The sequence below is a fragment of the Azospira sp. APE16 genome, assembly GCF_047901315.1.
GTDB lineage: Bacteria > Pseudomonadota > Gammaproteobacteria > Burkholderiales > Rhodocyclaceae > Azospira > Azospira oryzae.
Genome location: NZ_CP179682.1, coordinates 3512404 through 3535988, shown reverse-complemented (window position 1 = coordinate 3535988; position 23585 = coordinate 3512404). Strand labels below are relative to the sequence as shown.

Annotated in this window: 24 protein-coding genes; 15 read left to right on the top strand and 9 right to left on the bottom strand. The window is 65.2% G+C overall.

Annotation, left to right across the window (positions count from 1 at the left end; translation table 11 throughout):
• Position 1 precedes the first annotated feature (1 nt).
• Together ACLSSQ_RS16825 and ACLSSQ_RS16820 are read left to right on the top strand one after the other, a co-directional pair.
• On the top strand, positions 2-439 hold the full coding sequence (locus ACLSSQ_RS16825; RefSeq protein ID WP_416243308.1) for a hypothetical protein: 438 nt from the start codon (positions 2-4) through the stop codon (positions 437-439).
• A gap of 4 nt (positions 440-443) precedes the next feature.
• Positions 444-1262 (top strand): hypothetical protein, encoded by an 819-nt coding sequence (locus ACLSSQ_RS16820; protein WP_416243307.1) that lies wholly within the window; start codon positions 444-446, stop codon positions 1260-1262.
• Positions 1263-1265: 3 nt separating this feature from the next.
• Here ACLSSQ_RS16820 and ACLSSQ_RS16815 read toward each other — a convergent pair whose 3' ends face one another.
• Positions 1266-1718, bottom strand: a complete 453-nt coding sequence (locus tag ACLSSQ_RS16815; protein WP_014236150.1) for a rhodanese-like domain-containing protein — start codon at positions 1716-1718, stop codon at positions 1266-1268.
• A 328-nt stretch (positions 1719-2046) separates the two neighbouring features.
• Between ACLSSQ_RS16815 and glnA the strand changes: the two genes are divergently transcribed.
• From glnA to ACLSSQ_RS16760, 11 genes are all read left to right on the top strand, one after another.
• Entirely contained in the window at positions 2047-3459 is a 1413-nt protein-coding gene (gene glnA, locus ACLSSQ_RS16810; RefSeq protein WP_014236151.1) for a glutamate--ammonia ligase, read from the top strand.
• Between the two features lie 170 nt (positions 3460-3629).
• Positions 3630-4130 (top strand): DUF4124 domain-containing protein, encoded by a 501-nt coding sequence (locus ACLSSQ_RS16805; RefSeq protein WP_152090033.1) that lies wholly within the window; start codon positions 3630-3632, stop codon positions 4128-4130.
• A 38-nt stretch (positions 4131-4168) separates the two neighbouring features.
• Positions 4169-5224 carry a nitrogen regulation protein NR(II) gene (gene glnL / locus ACLSSQ_RS16800; RefSeq protein ID WP_416243306.1) on the top strand — a complete coding sequence of 352 codons (1056 nt, stop codon included), beginning with the start codon at positions 4169-4171 and terminating at the stop codon, positions 5222-5224.
• 80 nt (positions 5225-5304) lie between these two features.
• Positions 5305-6741: a nitrogen regulation protein NR(I) gene (gene ntrC, locus ACLSSQ_RS16795; RefSeq protein ID WP_416243305.1), complete on the top strand. Its 1437-nt coding sequence runs from the start codon at positions 5305-5307 to the stop codon at positions 6739-6741.
• A 132-nt stretch (positions 6742-6873) separates the two neighbouring features.
• Positions 6874-7677, top strand: a complete 804-nt coding sequence (locus ACLSSQ_RS16790) for a biotin--[acetyl-CoA-carboxylase] ligase (RefSeq protein WP_416243304.1) — start codon at positions 6874-6876, stop codon at positions 7675-7677.
• Complete coding sequence (locus ACLSSQ_RS16785; protein WP_130459469.1) at positions 7674-8432, top strand: type III pantothenate kinase; 759 nt, start codon at positions 7674-7676, stop codon at positions 8430-8432. Before ACLSSQ_RS16790 ends, ACLSSQ_RS16785 begins: the two co-directional genes overlap by 4 nt.
• Positions 8433-8541: 109 nt before the next feature.
• A complete protein-coding gene (locus ACLSSQ_RS16780; protein ID WP_416243303.1) occupies positions 8542-9906 on the top strand; it encodes a TrpB-like pyridoxal phosphate-dependent enzyme in 1365 nt (454 codons plus the stop codon).
• Positions 9907-9937: 31 nt separating this feature from the next.
• Positions 9938-10798 carry an SPOR domain-containing protein gene (locus ACLSSQ_RS16775; protein ID WP_416243302.1) on the top strand — a complete coding sequence of 287 codons (861 nt, stop codon included), beginning with the start codon at positions 9938-9940 and terminating at the stop codon, positions 10796-10798.
• Position 10799: 1 nt separating this feature from the next.
• On the top strand, positions 10800-11417 hold the full coding sequence (coaE, locus tag ACLSSQ_RS16770) for a dephospho-CoA kinase (protein ID WP_416243301.1): 618 nt from the start codon (positions 10800-10802) through the stop codon (positions 11415-11417).
• Positions 11418-11563: 146 nt separating this feature from the next.
• A complete protein-coding gene (zapD, locus tag ACLSSQ_RS16765; RefSeq protein WP_014236160.1) occupies positions 11564-12316 on the top strand; it encodes a cell division protein ZapD in 753 nt (250 codons plus the stop codon).
• Positions 12317-12530: 214 nt separating this feature from the next.
• Positions 12531-12740 (top strand): DNA gyrase inhibitor YacG, encoded by a 210-nt coding sequence (locus tag ACLSSQ_RS16760; protein WP_416243300.1) that lies wholly within the window; start codon positions 12531-12533, stop codon positions 12738-12740.
• A gap of 3 nt (positions 12741-12743) precedes the next feature.
• Here the strand turns inward: ACLSSQ_RS16760 and ACLSSQ_RS16755 are convergent, their stop codons facing one another.
• Both ACLSSQ_RS16755 and ACLSSQ_RS16750 read right to left on the bottom strand, forming a co-directional pair.
• Positions 12744-13691 (bottom strand): Nudix family hydrolase, encoded by a 948-nt coding sequence (locus ACLSSQ_RS16755; protein ID WP_416243299.1) that lies wholly within the window; start codon positions 13689-13691, stop codon positions 12744-12746.
• Positions 13688-14611: an ATP-binding protein gene (locus tag ACLSSQ_RS16750; protein ID WP_232058785.1), complete on the bottom strand. Its 924-nt coding sequence runs from the start codon at positions 14609-14611 to the stop codon at positions 13688-13690. The genes ACLSSQ_RS16755 and ACLSSQ_RS16750 overlap by 4 nt, the downstream gene beginning before the upstream one ends.
• A gap of 45 nt (positions 14612-14656) precedes the next feature.
• Here ACLSSQ_RS16750 and ACLSSQ_RS16745 point away from each other — a divergent pair, with 45 nt between their 5' ends.
• Both ACLSSQ_RS16745 and ACLSSQ_RS16740 read left to right on the top strand, forming a co-directional pair.
• The gene (locus ACLSSQ_RS16745; protein ID WP_416243298.1) at positions 14657-15910 is read left to right on the top strand and encodes a murein transglycosylase A; all 1254 of its coding nucleotides are present in this window, start codon (positions 14657-14659) and stop codon (positions 15908-15910) included.
• 182 nt (positions 15911-16092) lie between these two features.
• The gene (locus tag ACLSSQ_RS16740; RefSeq protein WP_130459462.1) at positions 16093-17298 is read left to right on the top strand and encodes an ammonium transporter; all 1206 of its coding nucleotides are present in this window, start codon (positions 16093-16095) and stop codon (positions 17296-17298) included.
• Positions 17299-17741: 443 nt separating this feature from the next.
• Here ACLSSQ_RS16740 and ACLSSQ_RS16735 read toward each other — a convergent pair whose 3' ends face one another.
• From ACLSSQ_RS16735 to ACLSSQ_RS16710, 6 genes are all read right to left on the bottom strand, one after another.
• Positions 17742-18998 carry a hypothetical protein gene (locus tag ACLSSQ_RS16735; RefSeq protein WP_014236166.1) on the bottom strand — a complete coding sequence of 419 codons (1257 nt, stop codon included), beginning with the start codon at positions 18996-18998 and terminating at the stop codon, positions 17742-17744.
• Between the two features lie 301 nt (positions 18999-19299).
• On the bottom strand, positions 19300-20838 hold the full coding sequence (lnt, locus tag ACLSSQ_RS16730) for an apolipoprotein N-acyltransferase (RefSeq protein WP_416243297.1): 1539 nt from the start codon (positions 20836-20838) through the stop codon (positions 19300-19302).
• A 132-nt stretch (positions 20839-20970) separates the two neighbouring features.
• Positions 20971-21624: a DsbA family protein gene (locus ACLSSQ_RS16725; protein WP_416243296.1), complete on the bottom strand. Its 654-nt coding sequence runs from the start codon at positions 21622-21624 to the stop codon at positions 20971-20973.
• Positions 21621-22070, bottom strand: a complete 450-nt coding sequence (locus tag ACLSSQ_RS16720) for a disulfide bond formation protein B (protein WP_416243295.1) — start codon at positions 22068-22070, stop codon at positions 21621-21623. The genes ACLSSQ_RS16725 and ACLSSQ_RS16720 overlap by 4 nt, the downstream gene beginning before the upstream one ends.
• A 126-nt stretch (positions 22071-22196) precedes the next feature.
• Positions 22197-23102: a c-type cytochrome biogenesis protein CcmI gene (ccmI, locus tag ACLSSQ_RS16715; RefSeq protein WP_416243294.1), complete on the bottom strand. Its 906-nt coding sequence runs from the start codon at positions 23100-23102 to the stop codon at positions 22197-22199.
• On the bottom strand, positions 23099-23584 hold the full coding sequence (locus ACLSSQ_RS16710) for a cytochrome c-type biogenesis protein CcmH (RefSeq protein WP_416243293.1): 486 nt from the start codon (positions 23582-23584) through the stop codon (positions 23099-23101). The genes ccmI and ACLSSQ_RS16710 overlap by 4 nt, the downstream gene beginning before the upstream one ends.
• Position 23585: the final 1 nt, after the last annotated feature.

Below are 23585 nucleotides of genomic sequence, written 5' to 3'. Positions count from 1 at the left end.
AGTGACGATTTTTTTTGCGACGATGGCCTTGCTCGGCCTGCTCAGCGGCCCGGCCGCGGCAGTGACCCTGATCAAGGACGAGGAAGCCCGCCTGCCGGCAGCGGCGGGGGCGCTGGTCACCCGCGGCATCACCCGGGGCCCGGGGGTGAAGATGCTTTCCCCCGACCCGGCCGCTGGTGCGGTCAAATCCCCCTTCAACCTGAAGGTCAGTTTCGAACCCCGTGGTGGTGCCCGGATCGATCCGGCCAGCGTCTCCGTCACCTATCTGAAGGCGACCCCGGTGGACCTGCTGCCCCGGGTCAAGGCCGGTCTGAGTGCGGGCGGTATCGAGCTGGCGGGCGCTGAAGTGCCGCCGGGGGAGCACCAGATCCGCGTCACCGTGCAGGACAGCGAGGGGCGTCAGTCCTCCACCGTGCTGCAGCTCAATGTGGTGAAGTGATCCCATGAAGTGCCCCTACTGCACCTCCGACATTTCCCGGGAAGCCCTGGTGTGTCCCGTTTGCCGCCGCGACCTCTACCTGTTCAAGCCGCTCCTGGCCCGCATTGCGGACCTGGAGGCCAAGTTGCAGGAGAGCCGCGAGGCGGTACCGGAACTGTCGGCCCTGCAGGAGCGGATTCGCCTGCTGGAAGCCGGCAGCCCGACCGGGACCATGCCCGGCGCGGCGACCGGCGGTTCCGGCTGCGGGCGGGGCAGCTGGCTGCTGTACTGGGGGCTGCCCCTGCTGTTGTTGCTGCTGGCCCACGGCCTCATCGTGCTGGCCTTCGATCTCGACACGCTATATCTGCGCATCGTTTCCCTGCTCATTCCCCTGCCCTTCGGTTTTCTGTTGCTGCAACGGGGGCCGCGGTCCCTCTGGCATGCCGGCGCTGCCGCCTTTGCCATGGCGGCCCTGGCGGTGCTCGGCATGAGTGGTCTGGTGGCCTACGTGGATGGGGTGCCCTGGCTGCCCCAGGGGCCGGTGGAGTGGCGTGAATTCGCCGAGTACGCCGCCAGCATCGGCTTCAGCTACCTCACCGGCATGCTGCTGGGGCGCCTGCTGGCCCGCCGTGTCTCCGCGCTGCCGGCGGACATGGCGGCGGAGTCGGCGGCAGGGCAGGGGGGCTGGAAGATGGCCCTGGCGCGGCGCCTGGTGAGCGGCCCGCCCAGCATGGAAAAGCTGCAGAAGGCGGTATCCCGCATCAACGAGGTTTCCAGCTCCCTGGTGGCCATCGGCACCACGGTGCTGTCCATCTACACCGGGCTGAAGGACCTGCTCGGCTGATCCTCAGCCCTGCTGCCAGGGCAGGCCGGCATGGCGCCAGCCGCCCACCTTGTTGCGCTGGCCATTGGCGTCCTTGTCGCCCTCGAAGCCTTCGAGGACGTTGTATACCTCGGTGTAACCGGCCTGCACCGCCGTTTCGGCGGCCTTGTGGGAGCGGGCGCCGCTGCGGCAGATGAACATCACCAGGGCCTCCTTATCCACCTGATGCACCAGTTGGGCGGCGAAGTGGGGATTGGGCTGGTTGCCGGGATACTGCATCCATTCGATTTCCACGGCACCGGGAATGCGGCCGACCCAGTCCCACTCGGCGTGGGTGCGTACATCCACCAGCTTGGCTCCCGGCGCTGACTGCAGCAGTTCGTAGGCCTCCCGGGGCGTCAGGGCGCCGCCATAGGGCAGGCCCAGTTGCCGGGCCCGTTCCTGGGCCAGGGTCAGAATGTCGGAAATCTTGCCCATGGCGCTTGTCCTTCTGCTGGTTGATGGGAAAAGTATAAGTCAGATGCCGCTGCCGGCGGAGCCGTCCAGGTTTCCTGGCGCCGGAGTTGCCGCGAGGGGGACGAGCGGCTTTGGGGCGCCGATATACACTAACGCACCAGAATGGTGCGTTAGCCTGTAAAATGCACCGTTTGCGTGCGTCAAAAAAGTCCCGGTCGGGAAGTTTGCTTATGGCACAATGGCCTACTCGGCGCGAAGTGCTGGCATGGAACCTGCTATGAAAGTCGCGCACCGAATTATTTGATTTTGCCGGTCCGGCCGGTACCTGTTCAGTTAGGAGACTTAGCGTATGGCTACCCCCCAAGACATCATGAAGATGGTCAAGGAAAACGACGTCAAGTTCGTCGATTTCCGTTTCACCGACACCCGCGGTAAAGAGCAACACGTGGGCGTGCCCGTAAGCGCCTTCGACGAAGACAAGTTCGAATCCGGCCACGCTTTCGACGGTTCCTCCATCGCTGGCTGGAAGGGTATCCAGGCCTCCGACATGCTGCTGATGCCGGACCCCAACACCGCCTACATCGACCCCTTCTTCGACGAAACCACCCTGATCCTGACCTGTGACGTGGTGGAACCGGCCGACGGCAAGGGCTACGACCGCGACCCCCGCTCCATCGCCAAGCGCGCTGAAGCCTACCTGAAGTCCTCCGGCATCGGCGACACCGCCTTCTTCGGTCCGGAACCCGAATTCTTCATCTTCGACTCCGTGGAGTGGAAGACCGACATGTCCGGCACCTACGTGAAGATCTTCTCCGAAGAGGCTGCCTGGTCCACCGCCGAGAAGTTCGATGGCGGCAACGCCGGCCACCGTCCCATGGTCAAGGGCGGCTACTTCCCCGTGCCCCCCGTTGATTCCTTCAACGACATGCGCGCCCAGATGTGCCTGCTGCTGGAAGCCTGCGGCGTGCCCGTCGAAGTGCACCACCACGAAGTCGCCACCGCCGGCCAGAACGAAATCGGCACCGTCTTCAACACCCTGGTGCGTCGCGCCGACCAGACCCAGATTCTGAAGTACATCGTGCACAACGTGGCTCACCAGTACGGCAAGACCGCCACCTTCATGCCCAAGCCCATCGTTGGCGACAACGGTTCCGGCATGCACGTGCACCAGTCCATCTGGAAGGATGGCCAGAACCTGTTCGCCGGCAACGGCTACGCCGGCCTGTCCGAAACCGCCCTGTACTACATCGGCGGTATCATCAAGCACGCCAAGGCCCTGAACGCCATCACCAACCCCGGTACCAATTCCTACAAGCGTCTGGTGCCCCACTACGAAGCTCCGGTGAAGCTGGCCTACTCCGCCAAGAACCGTTCCGCTTCCATCCGCGTGCCCTTCGTGCAATCCACCAAGGCCCGCCGTATCGAAACCCGCTTCCCCGATCCCATCGCCAACCCCTACCTGTGCTTCGCTGCACTGCTGATGGCTGGCCTGGACGGCATCCAGAACAAGATTCACCCCGGCGACGCTGCCGACAAGAATCTGTACGACCTGCCGCCCGAAGAAGATGCCAAGATCCCGACCGTTTGCGCCAGCCTGGACGAAGCCCTGGCCAACCTGGACAAGGACCGCGAGTTCCTGACCCGCGGCGGCGTCTTCTCCAACGACTGGATCGATTCCTTCATCGACCTGAAGATGGAAGAAGTGAACAAGCTGCGCATGACCACCCACCCGGTGGAATTCGACCTGTACTACAGCTGCTAAGCGGCTGCAGTACCGAGAAAGGGGACGGCCGCGGCCGTCCCTTTTTTTTGCTCCCGAGGCCGCCGAGCGTGGCCTCCGACGCCGTGTCCGGGCTTGCCCGGAGCAATGGCAAAGGCATTTGTAAAAGCCCTATCGATCCAATACACTTGCCCCGAACTCAAGGAGCGGCAATGAATACCAAGCTTTCCCGTGCCTCCCTGCTGGCCAGCCTGCTGGCCCTGGGGTTTGTCGGCCCGGTCCGGGCCGACATCTTCAAATGTACCGACGACGCTGGTCACATCACCTATGCCAATGCCCCCGGCAAGGGCTGCAAGCGCATCATCACCGATCCCGCCAACTCGGCCCCCAGCGGCGGCAGTCGGGCCCCGGCCAAGGTCAGCACGCCTTCCCCTTCGGACTTTCCCAAGGTGGGCAGCGAAACCCAGCGCAGCCGCGACAACGACCGCCGCACCATCCTGGAACAGGAACTGGCGGCGGAGCAGAAGAACCTGGAGGCCGCCAAGAAGGAGCTGGCCAATCAGGAGGCCAACATCCAGCCGACCGACCGCAATGTCGGCGGCGGCATCAACGGCGCCAAGGTGGCCGAGCGGGTGCAGCCCTACAAGGACAAGGTGCAACTGCATGAGCGCAACATCGAAGCCATCCGCAAGGAAATCGGCAATCTGCGTTGAGCGCCGCGGCTGGTACGCTTCCTGCTATCCAACCAGCCATGCCTAATCTGAATCCCGGCCCCTTCAGCGGCCTCGACCTGCTTTCGTCTGCCGTCATCCTTCTGGGTGACGGCCTTGTCATCCGCCACATGAACCCGGCGGCGGAGAACCTGCTGGCCACCAGCGGCCGGGTGGTGGTGGGACGCTCCCTGCTGGACATCATCCAGGCCTCGGCCGGCCTGCAGAAGGCCCTGGACAGCGCTCTGGACAACGACTGGAGCTATACCGGCCACAACATCGAGATTCGCCGCGAAGACGACGAGGTGCTGCAGATCAACTGCACCGTGACGCCGGTGGATGCCCCGGAGGCCCGCCTGCTGCTGGAGCTGCGCCCCATCGACCAGCAGATCCGCGCCTCCCGGGAAGAGCGCCTGCTGCAGCAGCAACAGGCCAGCCGGGAACTGATCCGCAACCTGGCCCACGAGATCAAGAATCCCCTCGGCGGCATCCGGGGCGCCGCCCAGTTGCTGGAATTCGAACTGAACAACCCCAGCCTGCGGGAATACACCCAGGTCATCATCAAGGAAGCGGACCGCCTGCAGGACCTGATGCAGCGCCTGCTTTCGCCCCACCGGCCGATGCAGCCCGGGCCGGTGAACATCCACGAAATCCTGGAGCGGGTGCGCAGCCTGCTGCTGGCCGAATTCCCCGGCCAGCTGAAGATCCGCCGCGACTACGACACCAGCCTGCCGGACCTCATCGGCGACCGGGAGCAGCTGATCCAGGCCATCCTCAACATCGCCCGCAACGCCGCCCAGGCCATGGAAGGCAAGGGCGAGATCGTCCTGCGCACCCGGGCCGTGCGCCAGGTGACCCTGGCCAAGAAGCGCTTCCGCCTGGCCCTGGAACTGCAGGTGGTCGACAACGGCCCCGGTATTCCCGAAGACATCCGGGAGCGCATGTTCTACCCCCTGGTCTCGGGCCGGGACGGTGGTTCCGGCCTGGGCCTGACCCTGGCCCAGAGCTTCGTGCAGCAGCACCAGGGCACGGTGGAATGCGAGAGCCGCCCGGGCCGCACCTGCTTCATCGTGCGCCTGCCCCTGGAACACGCCTGAGGCCGGCAGCCAAGCTGGCAAAGTAATTGCTCGGTGCAGTGGACCATTTCGCCACAGCGCAAAACGAATAAGGGATCACAATGAAACCCGTCTGGATTGTCGACGATGACCGCTCCATCCGCTGGGTCCTGGAAAAGGCCCTGGCCCGGGAACAGATCGCCCACAAGAGCTTCGCCTCCGCCGTGGATGCCCTGGCCGCCCTGGCCGCCGGAGAGGTGCCCCAGGTCCTGCTTTCGGACATCCGCATGCCCGGCCAGTCCGGCCTGGAGCTGCTGCAGCACGTGAAGTCCCACATCCCCTCCCTGCCGGTCATCATCATGACCGCCTACTCGGACCTGGAGAGCGCCGTCGCCGCCTTCCAGGGCGGGGCCTTCGAATACCTGCCCAAACCCTTCGACGTGGACCAGGCCCTGGAACTGATCCGCCGGGCCCTGGATGAGTCGATGCACCAGGATGGTGCGGTTGAGGAAACCAGCATCAGTCCGGAGATTCTCGGCCAGGCCCCGGCCATGCAGGAAGTTTTCCGCGCCATCGGCCGTCTGGCCATGAGCCACGCCACCGTGCTCATCACCGGCGAATCCGGTTCCGGCAAGGAGCTGGTGGCTCGGGCCCTGCATCGCCACAGCCCCCGGGCGGACAAGCCCTTCATCGCCATCAACACCGCGGCCATTCCCAAGGACCTGCTCGAATCCGAACTGTTCGGCCATGAGCGGGGCGCCTTCACCGGCGCCGCCACCCAGCGCCGGGGCCGCTTCGAGCAGGCCGAGGGCGGCACCCTGTTCCTCGACGAAATCGGCGACATGCCCTCGGAACTGCAGACCCGCCTGCTGCGGGTGCTCTCCGACGGACACTACTACCGGGTCGGCGGCCACCAGCCGCTGAAGGCCAATGTGCGGGTCATCGCCGCCACCCACCAGAACCTGGAAACCCGGGTCAAGGACGGTCTCTTCCGGGAGGATCTGTTCCACCGCCTCAACGTCATCCGTATCCGCCTGCCGGCCCTGCGCGAGCGGCGTGAGGACATTCCCCTGCTGGCCCGCCACTTCCTCGCCAAGAGCGCCCAGGAGCTGGGGGTGGAGCCCAAGCGCCTGTCCGACGGGGCGGTGAAGTTCCTCGTTTCCCTCGACTTCCAGGGCAACGTGCGGCAGCTGGAAAACCTCTGCCATTGGCTCACCGTCATGGCTCCCGGCCAGCTGGTGGAAGTGGGGGACCTACCGCCGGAACTGCGGGAAACCTCCCCCGCCAGCGGCGCCGGCGTCATCGGCGGCTGGGAGGAAGCCCTGGCGGCCGAGGCCGACCGGCTCCTGGCCCGGGGCGTGCCGGACATCCACGGCAAGCTCTCCGACACCTTCGAGCGCATCCTCATCTCCCGTGCCCTGGCCCACACCGGCGGCCGCCGCATCGAGGCGGCCCAGGCCCTGGGTATCGGCCGCAACACCATCACCCGCAAGATCCAGGAGCTGGGTCTGGAGGGCGGCAAGGCCGCCGCTGCGGCCGAGGAACCGGCGGCGGAATAAGCGGCTTCGGCCCCGCCGGGGGATTCGATTCCCGGCGGCTGCTGCCTATGAGGCCAGAGCATGGGGCCAGAGAAGTTTTTCCTTCCCGGCCTTATCCCCGATAATGGCGCCTTCATTCCTTCTGGCGCTGTCATGGCTGCATCCCTGATCGACCCGGCCCTCCTCGTTTCCCGCCTCGGCGCCATCGTCGGCCGGGTGGATGTGGACAGCCTGGAAAGCTGCGATTCCACCAGTTCCGAACTGTCGCGCCGGGCCGCCCGGGGGGCACCGGCCGGCAGCGTGGTGGTGGCCGATCGGCAGAGCGCCGGCCGTGGGCGGCGGGGGCGGGACTGGGTTTCCAGCCCCGAAGACAGTCTCACCTTTTCCCTGCTGTGGCGCTTTGCCGGCGGTTTCGACAAGGTGGCCGGCCTGTCCTTGGCCGTTGGCGTGGCCGTCGCCCGGGCCTGCGAATCCCTCGGCGCCGCCGGTGTGGTTCTGAAATGGCCCAACGACGTGCTGGCCCCGGTGCCGGGCGGCCTCGGCAAGCTGGCCGGCATCCTGGTGGAACTGTCGTCCAGCCGCAGCGGCACCGAGGCCATCATCGGCATCGGTATTAATTTGCGGGCACCGGCGGTGAGTGCGCCCGGCGGGCTGGCCCCGGCCGGTCTGGCGACCCTGATGGGCGCGGTGCCGGAGCGCCACGACCTGCTGGCCGCCCTGCTGCGGGAACTGGTGGCGGTGCTGGACCGCTTCAGCCGCGGCGGCTTTGCCGCCCTCGCCGACGACTGGCAGCGGCGCCATGCCTGGCAGGACTGTCCGGTGCATTTGCTGGAGGAAGGCAAGGTGGTAGCCTCCGGCCTGTGCCGCGGCGCCGACGGCGACGGTGCCCTGCTGCTGGAAGGCCCGGACGGCGTGTTGCGCCACCTGGCCGGCGACCTTTCCCTGAGGCCCCTATGATCCTGCTGCTCGATGCCGGCAACACCCGTCTCAAGTGGGGCCTGCGCCAGGCCGGCGCCTGGCGTGCCCGGGGCGCCCTGGAACGGGAGCGCATCGGCGACCTGCCCCACGCCCTGCGCCAGGCCCTGCCGGCGGGGCAGGGGCTGCAGCGCATCCTCTTTTGCAACGTGGCCGGACCAGAAGTGGCGGCAGCCGTGGCCCAGGCCCTGGTGCCCCTGTCCCCCGGGCTGGAGAATTTCCTGGCGACGCCGGAAGCTGCCGGGGTGCGCAACGGCTACGCCCGCCCGGCCCAGCTGGGGGCGGACCGCTGGGCCGCCCTGGTGGGCGCCTGGAACCAGGAGCGACGGCCCTGCCTGGTGGTCAATGCGGGCACCGCCCTGACCATCGATGTGCTGCTGGAAGACCCGGAGCGACCCGGTCACGGCTATTTCGCCGGCGGCTGCATCCTGCCCGGCTTCGACCTGATGCGGGGCGCCCTCAACCGCCACACGGCCCAGCTGCCCCTGGCCGAGGGGGATTTCGCCGAGCTGCCGCGCAGCACCGATGCGGCCATCGTCAGCGGCTGCCTGCATGCCCAGGCCGGCGCCGTGGAGCGGCTCTACCGGCAGCTGCCGCCCGGCTCCCCCTGCCTGCTTTCCGGCGGCGGCGCCGCCCAGCTGGACGAATGCCTGGACCCGGCCCTGCCGGTGCGCCGGGTGGATTACCTGGTGCTGGAAGGACTGGCCCGGGTCGCCGATCTGCCGGCCGTCGCCTGATGGCCGCTGCGGCGGCCCCGCCCGGCCGGAAAGCCGGGGCGGGGCCGCGTTATACTTCGCCTGCCGGCCTTGCTGCCGGCCAGAACCGTTAAAAGACAAAAGGGAGATCATGGAGAACACCCGCATCCTGCTCGAGCAGAACGAGATTCCGACCCACTGGTACAACATCGTGGCCGACCTGAAGACCCCGCCGGCCCCGCCCCTGGGTCCGGACGGCCAACCGGCGACGCCGGAGCAGATGGGCGTCATCTTCCCCGGCGCCATCCTCGAACAGGAAATGTCGGACCAGCGCTGGATTCCCATTCCCCAGGAAGTGCGCGAAATCTACCGCCTGTGGCGCCCCGCGCCCCTGGTCCGGGCCGTGCGCCTGGAGCAGGTCCTGGGCACCACCGCCAAGATTTACTACAAGTACGAAGGCGTCTCCCCGGCCGGCTCCCACAAGCCCAACTCCGCCGTGCCCCAGGCCTTCTACAACAAGCAGGCCGGCATCAAGCGCCTGACCACTGAAACCGGCGCCGGCCAGTGGGGCTCCTCCATCTCCTTCGCCGGCCAGATGTTCGGCTTGCCGGTGCGGGTGTACATGGTCAAGGTCAGCTACGACCAGAAGCCCTACCGCCGCCTGATGATGCAGACCTGGGGTGCCGAAGTCTTCGCCAGCCCCTCCGAGCTGACCCAGACCGGCCGTGCCGCCCTGGCGGAGAATCCTGACAACCAGGGCTCCCTGGGCCTGGCCATCTCCGAAGCGGTGGAAGAGGCCGCCTCCCGCCCCGACACCAACTACACCCTGGGCTCCGTGCTCAACCACGTGCTGCTGCACCAGACCATCGTCGGCCTGGAAGCGAAGAAGCAGTTCGACAAGATCGGCGAATACCCGGATGTGGTCATCGGGCCCTGCGGCGGCGGCTCCTCCTTCGGCGGCATCGCCTTCCCCTTCCTGGCCGACAAGGCCGCCGGCGACAAGCGGGCGGAAAACCTGCGCTGCCTGGCGGTGGAACCCACCTCCTGCCCGACCCTGACCAAGGGCGCCTACGCCTACGACTTCGGCGACGCCTCCGGCTTCACGCCCCTGATGAAGATGTACACCCTGGGTCACGACTTCATGCCCCCCGGCATCCACGCCGGCGGCCTGCGCTACCACGGTGCCTCGCCCCTGGTTTCCCAGGTGGTGCATGAGGGCCTGGTGGAGCCGGTGGCCGTCTCCCAGCTGGCCACCTTCGAGGCCGGCGTGCAGTTCGCCCGGGCCGAGGGCATCATTCCCGCCCCCGAATCCTGCCACGCCATCCGCGCCGCCATCGACGAGGCCCTGAAGGCCAAGGTGACCGGCGAGCCCAAGGTGATCCTGTTCAACCTCACCGGCCACGGCCACTTCGACATGTCTTCCTACGAGCGCTTCTTCAGCGGCAAGCTGGAGGACTACGACTACCCGGCCGAGGCGGTTGCCCGTTCCCTGGAACACCTGCCCAAGGTGGGCTGAGGCCAGCCGGCCTTTTCCGGAGATTTCCGTCATGCGCGTCCTGGTCTTCCTGCTGGTTCTGGCCAATCTGCTGTTCTTCGTCTTTGCCCGGGGCTACCTGGGCGGCGGCGACAACCCGGATGGGGAGCGGCTGCACCAGCAGCTGCAGCCGGAGCGCATCGTCATCGTCAGCAAGGGCGAGCCGGCGGCGGAGGCAGCTGAGAAGCCGGCTGCCGAGGCCCCTGCCCCCGTAGCCAAGGAGGACGCTCCTGCCAGCCAGGGGGTGGCGGAGACGCCCGTCCCTGCTGCCTCCCAGGCGACCGACAAGAAGGCGGACGAAAAGAAGGGCGACGAGAAAAAGCCGGAGGAAAAGAAGCCGGAAGAGAAAAAGGCCGAGGACAAGAAAGCCGAGGAGAAGAAAGCCGAGGAGAAGAAGGCCCAGGCCTGCCTGGCCTGGCCCGACCTGCCGGCGGCCGAGGCCGACGCCCTGGTGGCCCTGGCCAAGAAGCGCTACCCGAGCCTGACCCTCTCCCGCAGCGTGGTCTCCGCCGAAGGCGGCAGCCACTGGGTGTTCATTCCGTCCCTGGCGAGCAAGGCCGACGCCGAGCGCAAGGCCGGCGAGCTGAAGAAGCTGGGGGTCACCGAGTTCTTCATCGTCACCGAAGCCGGCGCCAACCAGTACGCCATTTCCCTCGGCATCTTCTCCAGCGAGCAGGGCGCCAAGGACCAGCTGGACAGCCTCAAGGCCAAGGGCGTGCGTTCGGCCAAGGTGGGGCTGCGGGGCGGCAAGACCACCGCCGTGCATGTGGAAGCCCGGGGCGATCCGACCCAGATTCAGGGCCTCAAGGATTCGGGCACCGCCATCACCGCCACGCCCTCCGCCTGCGAGGCCAAGGCGGCGAAGAAGCCCTGAAATGCCCTACGTCGTCGGGCTGACCGGCGGAATCGGCAGCGGCAAGAGCACCGTGGCCGACCTTTTCGTCGCCCGGGGCGCCGCCCTGGTGGATACGGATGCCATCGCCTACGAACTGACCGGGCCCCATGGCGCCGCCATGGCGGCCATCGCCGAGGCCTTCGGGCCGGCGGTGGTGGACGCCCGGGGCGCCCTGGACCGGGCCGCCATGCGCCGCCAGGTCTTTGCCGACGCCACGGCGCGCCAGCGCCTGGAAGCCATTCTCCATCCCCTGATCCGCGCCGAGAGCGACCGCCGCTGCCAGGCGGCCCGGGCGCCCTACGTCATCCTGGCGGTACCCCTGCTGGTGGAATCGGGCAGCTACCGGGAACGGGTGCAGCGGGTGCTGGTGGTGGATTGCCCCGAGGCGGTCCAGGTGGCCCGGGTGATGGCCCGCAACGGCCTGGGCGAGGCCGAAGTGCAGGCCATCCTGGCGGCCCAGGCCAGCCGCCAGCAGCGCCTGGCGGTGGCCGACGACGTGGTGGACAACGGCGGCGATGCGACCGCCCTGGTTCCCCAGGTGGAGCGCCTGCACCGCCAGTATCTGGCGGCCGCTTCCGGAATTTATGCACCAACTTGATGCATATTATTCAAATTTATGCCCAAAGGCTTATTAGTGTTGAGGTTTATGGCTGAATGGTTCAGAATCCTCGCACTTTGACGACATAATGCCCGCCGTAAGCGCACTTACCGGACCCTGACTGGCAAACCCTGGCGAAACCTGGCGTGATCACCTACGAATATCCCTTCAATGAGCGCATCCGCACCCTGCTGCGGCTGGAGGATTTGTTCGACAAGGCCGCCTACTATCTCCAGGCCGAAGGCCACCTGGAACACCATGTCGTCCTGCTGACCCTGTTCGAAATCCTGGAAGTTTCCCGGGCCGACCTGAAAATGGACCTGATCCAGGAACTGGAGCGTCAGCGCCAGACCCTGCTGGCCTTCCGCAACAACCCCGACATTTCCGAAGAGGCCCTTTCCGGCGCCCTCTACGAGATCGAGCAGGCCTCCGCCGCCCTGCTGGCCATGACCGGCAAGATCGGTCAGCACCTGCGCGACAACGAGTGGCTGATGAGCATCAAGAGCCGGGCCGCCATTCCCGGCGGCGTCTGCGAATTCGACCTGCCCTCCTACCATTTCTGGCAGCACCACCCGGCCGAGCAGCGCCGGGCCGCCCTCATGGGCTGGCTCAAGCCCCTGCTGCCCCTGCGCGACGGCCTCACCATCGTGCTGCGCCTGCTGCGCTCTTCCGGCCGGCCCAAGGCCCAGGTGGCGCCCTCCGGCGGTTTCCAGCTCATGCTCGGCGGCAGCAATGCCCAGATGGTGCGGGTCACCCTGCGGGACGGCGACCCCGCCATTCCCGAAATCAGCGCCAACAAGTACGCCCTGAACATCCGCTTCACCTGCCCGGACGGCGACCTCAAGCCCCGGGCCTGCGACCGCGAGGTCGCCTTCGACATGACCTTCTGCAACCTCTGAGCGTCATTGGGGCGGCCGCTCGCGCCGCTTCGCCTTCCATCCCGCTGCTGAATGTTCTTTTCCCGTTCCGGACTCGGGCTTCCACGTCTGCGCCTGGGAAGACTGCGGCGGCCTGGAAATTCTGCTTTAATGCGGCCCGTGGCGCTGCGGGATTGCTCCTGCCGCCGCCGTACCTTTTCCCTTTCGCCCATTCCGTCCCTGGCTGCCATCGCCCATGAGCGCACCCCGTAAAGTCCGTTGCCCCCAGTGCGGCGGCGACTCCCTCTGGTCCCCCGACAATCCCTATCGTCCCTTCTGCTCCAAGCGCTGCAAGCTGATCGACCTGGGCGCCTGGGCTTCCGAGTCCTACCGGGTGCCGGTGCAGGAAGAGGCCGGCCCGGGGGAAGACGGGGCCGTTGCCGACAGCCTCTTCCCCAAGGCCTGAGGCCTACCAGCCGCGCATCAGGGCGATGCCCTGGGCGCCGTGGCGGCGGGCCGTTTCCAGTTCGGTCGTGGTCATGCCTCCCAGGGCGTAGACCGGCTGGGCGCAATCGAACACCCACTCGCCGAAAATGTCCCAGCCCAGCCCGACCTGCTCCGGATGGCTGGGGGTGGGCCGGACCGGGCCGAGGACGCTGAAATCCAGTTCCAGACGGTCGGCCAGGGCCAGTTCCTGGGGTGAGTGGCAGGAGGCGGCCACCAGGGGGAAATCGGGGCGGGCCGTGAGGGTCTGCAGGCGGGCGGCGGGCAGGTGGATGCCGTCGGCGCCGAGGCGGCGGGCGAGGGTATCGCTGGCCTCGTCCGGCGCGTTGAGCAGGACCCGGGCGCCGTGGGTGTGGGCCAGGGCCACCACCCGGGCGGCGAAATCGGCGCGTACGGCAGGGGGCAGCTGCTTGTCCCGGACCTGCACCAGCTTCAGCCCCCCGGCCAGGGCCCGCTCCAGACGTGCCATTTCAGCCTCCACTCCCCGCTCCTCGGCCTGGGTCAAGGCGTACAGGGGGGGCAGGGCCAGGGCCCGCAGAATGGGGCCGTTGGCCGGCAGGATGGGCTCAACGCCAGCATCCATGCCGATCCTGGCCCAGGCAAAAGCGGAGTGCTCGATCGGGGCGATCTCCCCCTCCCAGGCGGTGACGCGGAAGAACTTGAGGCGCACCGTGGCGTGGGGATAGACGAAGCGGCGGGAAATCCAGGGCGTGGCGGCGGTGACGGTGATGCCCAGCTCCTCCTGCAGTTCCCGGTCCAGGGCCTGGCGGTGGCTCTCGCCGGCTTCCACCTTGCCGCCGGGAAACTCCCAGTAGCCGGCGTAGACCTTGCCCTCGGGGCGGCAGGCGAGGAGAAATTCCTGGCCGCCATCCCTTTCAATGACGGCCGCCGATACTTCCACCACCTTGCTCATTTGCCACCCTTCGGCGCATGGCTGCCGGCGTAGTCCCGGGCGAACTGCCAGGCCACCCGGCCGCTGCGGGAGCCGCGCTGCAGGGCCCAGTTGAGGGCATCCCGCTCCCAGCTCTCGCGCGCCGCCGCGGCGCAGCCGAAGTGGGCCAGCCAGTGGGCGGTGATGTTGAGGTAGTCGTCCTGGCTGAAGGGGTAGAAGGAAATCCACAGGCCGAAGCGTTCGGAGAGGGAGATCTTTTCCTCGATGGCCTCCCCCGGGTGGATTTCGTCGCCCACCTTGCTCGTCTCCAGGTTCTCCGCGTGGTACTCGGGCATCAGGTGGCGGCGGTTGGAGGTGGCGTAGATCAGCACGTTGTCCGGGACGCTGGTGACGGAGCCGTCCAGCACCGACTTCAGGGCCTTGTAGCCGTCCTCGCCGGCCTCGAAGGAGAGGTCGTCGCTGAAGATAATGAAATGCTCGGGGCGGCCCGCCACCATATCCACGATGTCCGGCAGGTCCACCAGGTCCGACTTGTCCACCTCGATCAGGCGCAGCCCCTTCCTCTGGTATTCGTTGAGCAGGGCCTTCACCAGGGAGGACTTGCCGCAGCCCCGGGTGCCGGTCAGCAGTACGTTGTTGGCCGGGCGGCCGGCGAGGAACTGGCGGGTGTTGGCGACGATGCGCTGCTTCTGGTCGTCGATGTCCTGCAGGTCCTTGAGACGGATCGGGTGGGGCTTGGCCACGGCCTGCAGGAAGCCGCGGCCGTTCTTGCGCCGCCAGCGGTAGGCCGGGGCTTTCCAGTCGGGCTGGGGCAGGGCTTCGGGCAGCAGGGGCTCGAGGCGGGCGAGCAGGGCTTCGGCCGTGTCGAGGAAGCGCACCAGGCGTTCCAGGGGATCGGCCACGGCGGCTGCCGTACGGGGCGTCTTGGCAGGTGAGGGCATGGGGCTACCGGTATACTGGGGAAAAGTCCGGACCTTAGCCCAATCATGCCCATAAGCCAAATGCCCCGCCGCCTGCTCCTGCTTGCCGCCAGCCTGGCCCTCCTGGCCGGCTGCGCCACGGCGCCCCGGCCGGCGGCCACCACCGCCGGCGCCTGCCCGGCCTGTCCCGTCTGCCCGGCACCCGGCGTCGCCCCGGTGTGTCCGCCCGCCGGCGCCCAGTTGCCGCCGCCTCCCGCCGCCAAGCCCCTGCAGCCGGCCCGCTGGGAAGACCTGCCCGGCTGGGGCGAGGACGACCTGGGCGCTGCTTGGCCGGCCTTCCTGCAATCCTGCAAGGGCCTGGTGGGCAAGAAGGAATGGCCCCTGTGGCGTCCTGCCTGCGATGAGGCCCAGACCCTGGGGAGCAAGCCGGACAATGGCAGCCTGCGGCGCTTCTTCGAATCCCGCTTCCAGCCCTATCTGCTGACCAATCCGGAAGGCACCGTCGAGGGCATGATCACCGGCTATTACGAGCCCCTGCTCAAAGGCAGCCGCAAGCCCACCGGTCCCGGCCGCTATGCCGTGCTGGGGGTGCCGGACGACCTGCTCACCATCGACCTCTCCGAGTTGTATCCGGACCTCAAGAACTACCGCCTGCGGGGCCGCCTGCTGGGCAACAAGGTGGTGCCCTACTGGTCCCGGGCCGAGCTGATGGCCAGGGAGGACAGCCTCAAGGCCCGCACCCTGCTGTGGGTGGACGACCCCATCGAGCTGTTCTTCCTGCAGATCCAGGGCTCCGGTCGGGTCCGGCTGCCCGACGGCAGCATCGTCCGCCTCGGTTACGCCGACCAGAACGGCCACCCCTACCAGTCCATCGGCCGGGTGCTGATCGAGCGGGGCGAACTGAAGCCGGAGCAGGCTTCCATGCAGGGCATCCAGGCCTGGGCCCGGGCCAATCCGGCCAAGGTCAACGACCTGCTCAACGCCAATCCCAGCTACGTCTTTTTCCGGGAGCTGGACCTGCCCGCCAGCGAAGGCCCCATCGGCGCCCTGGGCGTGCCCCTGACGCCGGAGCGCAGCATCGCCATCGATCCCCGCAGCACGCCCCTGGGGGCACCGGTGTTCCTGGCGGCGAGCCATCCCAACAGCAGCAAACCCCTGCGCCGCCTGGTGCTGGCCCAGGACACGGGCGGCGCCATCAAGGGCGTGGTGCGGGCCGACTACTTCTGGGGCTACGGCGCCGAGGCCGGCGCCCTGGCCGGGCGGATGAAGCAGACGGGGCAGATGTGGGTGCTGCTGCCACCCGGTCTGGGACCTCGCTAGGGGGCCGGACGGCGGGCGCCCCGGCACGGTGCAAAATGCACCAATAGGCAGCATGTCCGGTGCAATACGCACAATGCCGGTGCGTACCTGCCGGGCGCCTATGGCTAAGGTAATGATTTAACAGTGCTAAGCCCCTGGAACGGGGCTTGCTTTTGTGGTGCCAACTTTTTGCTGGAGGCACCATGGAAGCTTACAAGTCCGCCTCGGACACCCTTTTCGTTCTCTTGGGCGCCATTATGGTGCTCGCCATGCACGCCGGTTTTGCCTTCCTCGAACTGGGCACCGTGCGCCGCAAGAACCAGGTCAATGCCCTGGTGAAGATCCTTTCCGACTTCGCCGTGTCCACCCTGGCCTACTTCTTCGTCGGCTACGGCATCGCCTACGGCGTGCATTTCTTCCAGGACGCCCAGGCGCTGATGCAGAACAGCGGCCACGACCTGACCAAGTTCTTCTTCCTGCTCACTTTCGCCGCCGCCATCCCGGCCATCATCTCCGGCGGCATCGCCGAGCGGGCCCGCTTCAATCCCCAGCTGGCCGCCACCTTCTGCCTGGTGGGCTTCGTCTATCCCTTCTTCGAGGGCATCGCCTGGAACCACGCCTTCGGCATCCAGGAATGGCTGCTGGCCACCTTCGGCGCCGAGTTCCACGATTTCGCCGGCTCCGTGGTGGTGCATGCCATGGGCGGCTGGATCGCCCTGCCCGCCGTGCTCTTGCTCGGCGCCCGCCGCGGCCGCTACCACAAGGATGGCGGCATCGCCGGCGCCCATCCGCCGTCCTCCATTCCCTTCCTGGCCCTGGGCGCCTGGATCCTCATCGTCGGCTGGTTCGGCTTCAACGTCATGAGCGCCCAGAGCCTGGACAAGATTTCCGGCCTGGTGGCCCTCAACTCCCTCATGGCCATGGTGGGCGGCACCCTGGCGGCTCTGGTGCTGGGCAAGAACGACCCGGGCTTCGTGCATAACGGCCCCCTGGCCGGCCTGGTGGCCGTCTGCGCCGGCTCCGACCTGATGCACCCCCTTGGTGCCCTGGTCACCGGCGGCGTTGCCGGTGCCCTTTTCGTGGTCATGTTCACCCTGACCCAGAACCGCTGGAAGATCGACGACGTGCTCGGCGTCTGGCCCCTGCACGGCCTGTGCGGCGCCTGGGGCGGTATCGCCGCCGGCATCTTCGGGCTGGAGGCCCTGGGCGGCGCCGGTGGCGTGTCCTTCCTGTCCCAGCTGCTCATGACCGGCCTGGCCATCGTCATCGCCCTGGTGGGCGGCGGCCTGGTCTATGGCGTCATCAAGCAGCTGGTGGGCATCCGCCTGGACCAGGAGGATGAATACAACGGCGCCGACCTTTCCATCCACAAGATCACCGCCTCCGCCGAGCGGGAAACCCTCTGGTAATTCACGCTTTCGGTGTTTCCGGACAATAGTTTCTTGAAATGAAATGGAGAATCTTGAAACTAAATAAAAACAAGGAGATAGCCGTTTTGCTGCAAAAATGAGCTGATGGTAGTAAATAAAGTCGGCCGGACAACAATGGAAAAGAGGCCCCGCAATTGCGTGGCCTCTTTTTCATTTGGTTGCCATAGCTCAATCGATATCGCCCCGAGTGAAAGGCTTCAATGTGGCTACTATGGTTGCGTTACTTCACTAGCTCCGGCTGCTTTATGTGTGATGAGTGTATTATTGCTTCGATGATGTGGCTACAAAGCCGGAAGGGGTCATGTGGCAGTTATGTCGAGAGATCGTTCGCTTACTGGCACGTATGCCCGATGACCACGATGTGGAATGTTGGGGGCTAGACTGCACTTGGTCAGGCGTATCCGGATTCCCCACTGGACGGCTCAAACGCAACAGCGGCAGGCCAACTTGTCTAGGATATGATGGTTATCGCCAAGTTTGCAGAGGGACTCAAAATGCCGATCGAGCTCTTCAAAAAGGATGTATCCCAAGGAAAACTCATCAGGTCGCTGGAACATCGGGCGTTTCAGTTGATCAACAATCTCCCGCTCGCGGGCCGCTGGCGCCACTAGATAAAGATGTTCCTCCTTTCCCGGAATGGAAAGGGCCATATCGGTGAGGCGCAATATTCCGGAATAGATGGAGGTACTTTTTTCAACCTCAAAGGCGGCGGCAATCTGCGCCTTCCCCTTGTACAGCCAAAGGACATCGATCAGTTCCGCCGTAGCGTGCACCTCCGGAGACAATCCCAAGTCTGGAAGGTGCTCTAGGCAGTGGAATCCCAGCGGGCGGCCTTGGTATTGCGCACTACGGTCATTGCGTGCGACCAAGACGTCATATCCCAGGGTACGCCCTAGTTCAGAAAGTTGGTGCTGAACCTTGGTGTGCAGCCGTTCCTCCACAACATCCTGTTCAACCTGTGCGTGCCGTTTGCGGCGACTTTTCTCCAGTTTTTCCTGCTCCGCAGCCAAAGTCTGCTGGCCATTAGAATCGGGGGCCAAGCGTCCTACCCCGATCTCAAACAACATGCCACTGAACGCGCCAAGATCCTTGGAAAGTGTTCCAAGCGTCGAATTGGCTTCGATGATCGTCTCGCGCATTTCCAGGTAGCTGTCCCAAGACCCTAACTTCTTCTTGGCCTGAAAGAGGGCATTGAAACCGTTGAGCATCGCCGTATTAAATGGCGGAAACAGTGTGGGATGAAGAAAGTAGAGGATATTGGCGACCGCTGGCCCCAGGCCCTTGATGCTGCGGCCGGCAAGCTTCAAAACTTCCCTTTCCAGAATCCGGATGTCGGCGGTTTCCAGGCAGGCGAAGAGAAATTCCCCGAACGCCCCCTTATTTTCATCGTTCTCGTAGATATCCGGGATGCGAAGCTTAGGCTTCCAATAGAAGGGATGGGCCGCCCCTTCAAACACCTGCTTTTGCTCAGCAATACAGCTCAGCACAAATTCCAGCGATGATCCTTTGAAGTCGTTGGGGAAACGCTTCTGCTTGATGTCTTCGACAACCGTACCAACACCGCGCCGGATGCTTCGAAACGCTTTGAGGCGATCTTCACTACTAACAAACCAAGTGTTGTAAACAGACTCGGGGTCAGCCTTATAGGCTTGCGCTATGGGCAGGAGAAGTTGCTTCATGACGAAGCATTATGAATGCGGATTCCAGTGAAACTGATCAACCAGTCCGCCGACGCAATCACATGGAGTGGTGGTCACGAACACAGTTTTCTTAAATTGGTTTTCAATCCAAAAGAAGCGTGGGCTTGTTCGGCTTGCCGAATAAGCCAGGAGACAAGCGAAGCGCGTCAGGAACGATGTGAGGAGGTCCCAGAAACACGCTCCGTCTGCACACCGAATTCGTGCAACTGCTCCAAGTCGGCTTCGATTTCATGGTTAACCCCGGAACTGACTTAAGGCGCCCATCGACTCCCGATCCACGTCAAATCTGGCCTCTCGCGGGGGCTGTCAACCGGTATTTCACCCTCGCGACTATGCAAGGCAGCAGGCCAACGAGTGCAAGTGCCAGCGCAAGGACGTTACCAAAGCGGACATATGGGGTAAGTCCGGCGTAGCCCTGCACGTCGGCAACAAGCGCGCCCAAGGTGAACGGCGGAAGCGCCTTGTCGACCCGACCGTTGGGCAGAACCACGGCGGTCATGCCGGTGTTGGTGGCGCGAAGCATCGGCCGCCCGGTTTCGAGCGCCCGCATCTGGGCAATCTGCAGGTGCTGTGGCTGAGCCAGCGACCGGCGTCCGAACCACGCAGTGTTCGAGACGTTGGCCAGGATGGATGCGCTTGGCACGGAGCGAATGATCTCCTCGCCGAAGAGATCCTCATAGCAGACGTTGACTGCCACCTGCTGGCCAGAAACGGCGAACGGCGGCTGATCCTCTGCTCCCCGTGAAAAACTCGACATCGGAATGCTCATGGCCGCCACGAACCAGCCGAAACCGGACGGCACGAACTCGCCGAAGGGAACCAAATGGCGTTTGCTGTAGATCTGCGGCGGTTGCGTGCCGAGTGAAACGACTGCGTTCGAGTAGTTCTCGTCATCGCCAATGACGGTACCGAGCAAGAGATTGCCGTTTCGCCCTTGCACGACGCGCGTCAAGTTCGCAAGGTAGTCCTCGGGGACCTGATGCAGGAACGCCGGGATGGCGGTCTCCGGCAGGATCGTCAAGCGCGCGGGATGGTCCTTTGTCAGCGCGTAGTACGTCGCCAGGGTTTGGGAGAAACGCGCGGGCTGCCATTTCACCTCCTGCGAGATATTTCCCTGCAGGAGCGCAACCCGAATTGGCGGACCGACGGCCGACGTCCATTGGACTTGTTGCGCGAGGAGTCCTCCTCCGAGCACGACGAGCCCGGCCACGAGCGGTGGAATCGCAAACGCCAGGCCAAATCTTGAAGGGCATGCCGGCCGGTGCGCAAGACGGTGAGCGGCGACAAGGTCGGCCATAAGGCACGCGCCGACGACGACGGTGAAGAACGACACGCCGTAGACGCCGACGAGCGGCGCATACCCCGCGAGCGGAGAAGGCGGGGACTGAGAATACCCGATGGTCAGCCAGGGGAAACCGGTAAAAAGCCATCCCCGGAACCACTCGGACAAGGACCAGCAGCCGGAGAAAGCAAGCACGTCCGCAAGCGGTTGCCCGCTTCGCAGGCGGACGAATATCGCGCTTGCAAGAGCCGGGAACATGGCCAGAAACGCGCAAAAGAGCAGCGTCGCCACTGCCGCCTTCGGGGCGGCCAATCCACCAAAGTCGTTGAGGCTGATGAATACCCAGGAGACTCCGAAAAGAAAGAGTCCAAGACCGTAGGCGAAGCCCGACGCCGACGCGGATCGAACATCAGGGGCACGAACAAGCAGAAGGAAGAGCCCTCCCGTCGTCAGCCAGGACAACGGGAAGGCAGCAAAAGGAGCAAATGCCGTGGCGGTAACCGCGCCGAGGACAAACGCTAACAGGCTGGGGAACACGACGAGAACATGGCGCTCTGATCTTGCCCCACTTCCTCGGGGCAGAGGGGCGGGAATGCCTTCCAACGAACCATCGATCTGCTGCGGACTGACATCCCCGCGCCAACTCAGTGAGGGCCGCAACGACAATCTCTACTTGGCAGCAACAGCCAGCGCGTCGTTGACCAGTGCCTTGAGCTGGTCGGCACCAAAGCTTGGCATCGGCCTCCCGTTGACGAAGAACTCCGGCGTCTTTGTCACGTTCAGCGTTTTCGCGTCAGCGAGATCTTGCTCGACGATCCGCGCGATCTCGGGCGCGGTCATGTCAAATGCCATCTGCTCCACGTTGAGTCCCAAGCCTTCAAGGTGCTTCCACACGAGCGCGACTTGCGGCGTGTGATGGGGCGACCACTCCTCCTGGGACGCAAGCAATGCCTCCAGTGCCGGCCACAATTTGCCTTGACGCCTCGCCGCTTCGAGGACGGCGACGACTTTGTCGGAACCATTATGGAAAGGCGCATAGCGCAGCACTAATCGTATCTTGTCCGGGTGCGCGGCCATGATCTGTTTGACCAGCGGATAGAACGCCCGACAAGTCTCGCACGCCGGATCGAGAAACTCGACAATGACGACGGGGGCGTCTTGCCGGCCCAGCGTCGGCGAGTGCATCCGAAGGAGCGAGGCGCGGTTCGCCTCGGCCAGACGGTCGACTTCCTGTGCGCTCTGATGCTTGAAGGCCATAACAGCGGCACCAAAGGCCACCAACATTACGATCGCCGAGCCGGCAAGAAGCAATTTCTTGTTCATCGTGAACTCTTGAAATGAATCGCCAGCAACAAGCCGACGATGGTTGAGAACGCCGCTACCGAGAGGAGCGGAATCGTGACAAACCCCAGCCAGACCACCTGGACGTCCGAACACGGCACGCCTTGCTGGCAGGGCTTGATGCTCTCCGGAATCCAGCCCGCGACCAGCATCAGGTGGAATACGGCGAAGCCCAGGCCGGCGACGGCCAGGGGCAACGCGTAGCGCACGGCGCGCGGATCGAACGACAGCAGCCCGACAGCGAGCACGGGGACCAGCGGAAACATCGCGATCCTCTGATACCAGCACAGCACGCACGGCGTGTAGCCCATCACCTCGCCGAGAAACAAGGCGCCGAGCGTCGACACTGTGGCCACCAGCCAGGCGCCGAACAGCATCTGCCAAGTCCGCGAATCAGCGCTTTGGTTGTTGCAGAGTGACTGCTTCATGCGTTCATGCCTGTCAAATGTCGGGGGAATGGTGTCGCTATTGCGCGACGAACGGTCGTTCAAAGACTGGTCGCCGGCTGTACCGATACGTGGTGAAATTTCAAAAGTGAACCTGTCCCGACGAGACTACATCGCCCCAGCAGATCGCCCGGGTCGTTTGCTGTCCCCGTCGAGCCCGGCATTTGACCTATCCGCTGCCTGCGCAAGGCTCGCCTGAATCCGTTGAGTCATCTCGGAATCTGGCGGAACGATTTCAAGCACACGTTTCCACAGCGTTGACGCCTGCGCGTAATCGCCACGACCGAAGGCAGCCGTGCCGCCCAGCGCGAGCGCCTTGACGTTGCGCGGATCGACCGCGAGCGCGCGTTCGATGAGGCGCTCAGGCTCGCCAGCCAGCGACCGGCCCTGTGCCATGGCGAGCGTGTCGGCAAAATCGGCGAACAGTTGCGCGTCGTTGGGGACGAGCCGCACCACCTGCCGGTAGGCGTCTGCAGAGTCCTCGTATCGCGCCATGGCGCCCGTCGTCCGGGCAAGCATCAGCCAGCCTTCCGCGTCTTCGGGCATTGCCTGCAGGCGCTCCCCGAGCTGGGTGACCATCGCGGCGAGCCGCTGCGGCGAGAGTTCATGCGCGTCCCGCTGGATCTGTCGGTCCGCAGTTCGGCTTGCGTCGAGTGCGGCAGGTGTGCCCAAAGCCAGGTACGTCCCGAACGCGGCCACAGGCATGGTGAACGACAAAACGCCAGCCCAGCCCCACTTCACGCCGGAGCCCCCTGCTGCCCGATCGGCGGCCAACTCGACCTCTTCGATGACGCGGCGCTCGAGTTCGCGTTTCGCCGAGTCGTGCTGCAGTCGGTCGATCACTCCATTGGCCAAGTCGCCGTCCAGTTCCTTGAGCTGATCCCGGTAGATCGACAGGTTGGCCTCGCCGTGCGAAACGTCGGCGGCCTTCTTGCGCTTGCCGAGCAATGGGGGCACGAGGAACAAAAGGGCCCCGATCACCATCAGGGCGGCGACGATGGAGAAGGCAATCATATGGACTCCGTGGTGGATTGATTGTTGGTCGCCGGTGCAAGCAGCACGCGGGCTCGCGCGTGCTGTTCGGTGACCATCGGCTCGTCGACGACGCGTTTGGTCCGCAGCCGCAGCTTGAAGAGGAGGATTCCCAAGCCGCCCAAGAGGAGGAGGAAGGGGCCGACCCAGAGCATCCAGGTGGTCGTCTTCATCGGAGGCCGATAGAGGACGAAGTCGCCGTAGCGCTGCACCATGAATTCCTTGATTTCCCGGTCGGTCTTGCCGCTCTTGAGCATCTGCCTGACTTGGTTCTTGAGGTCGGTGGCGAGTTCAGCGTGGGAGTCGGCAATCGTCTGGTTTTGACAAACCAGACAGCGCAGTTCCTCGGCGATCGCCATGACGCGCCGTTCCAATTCCGGATCCGGCGATACGGGTAGCGCTTCCGCTCCCAACACGGTTGTGGACGCAGCGAGCAACAAGGCGAAGAGCCATCGTCTAGCCATG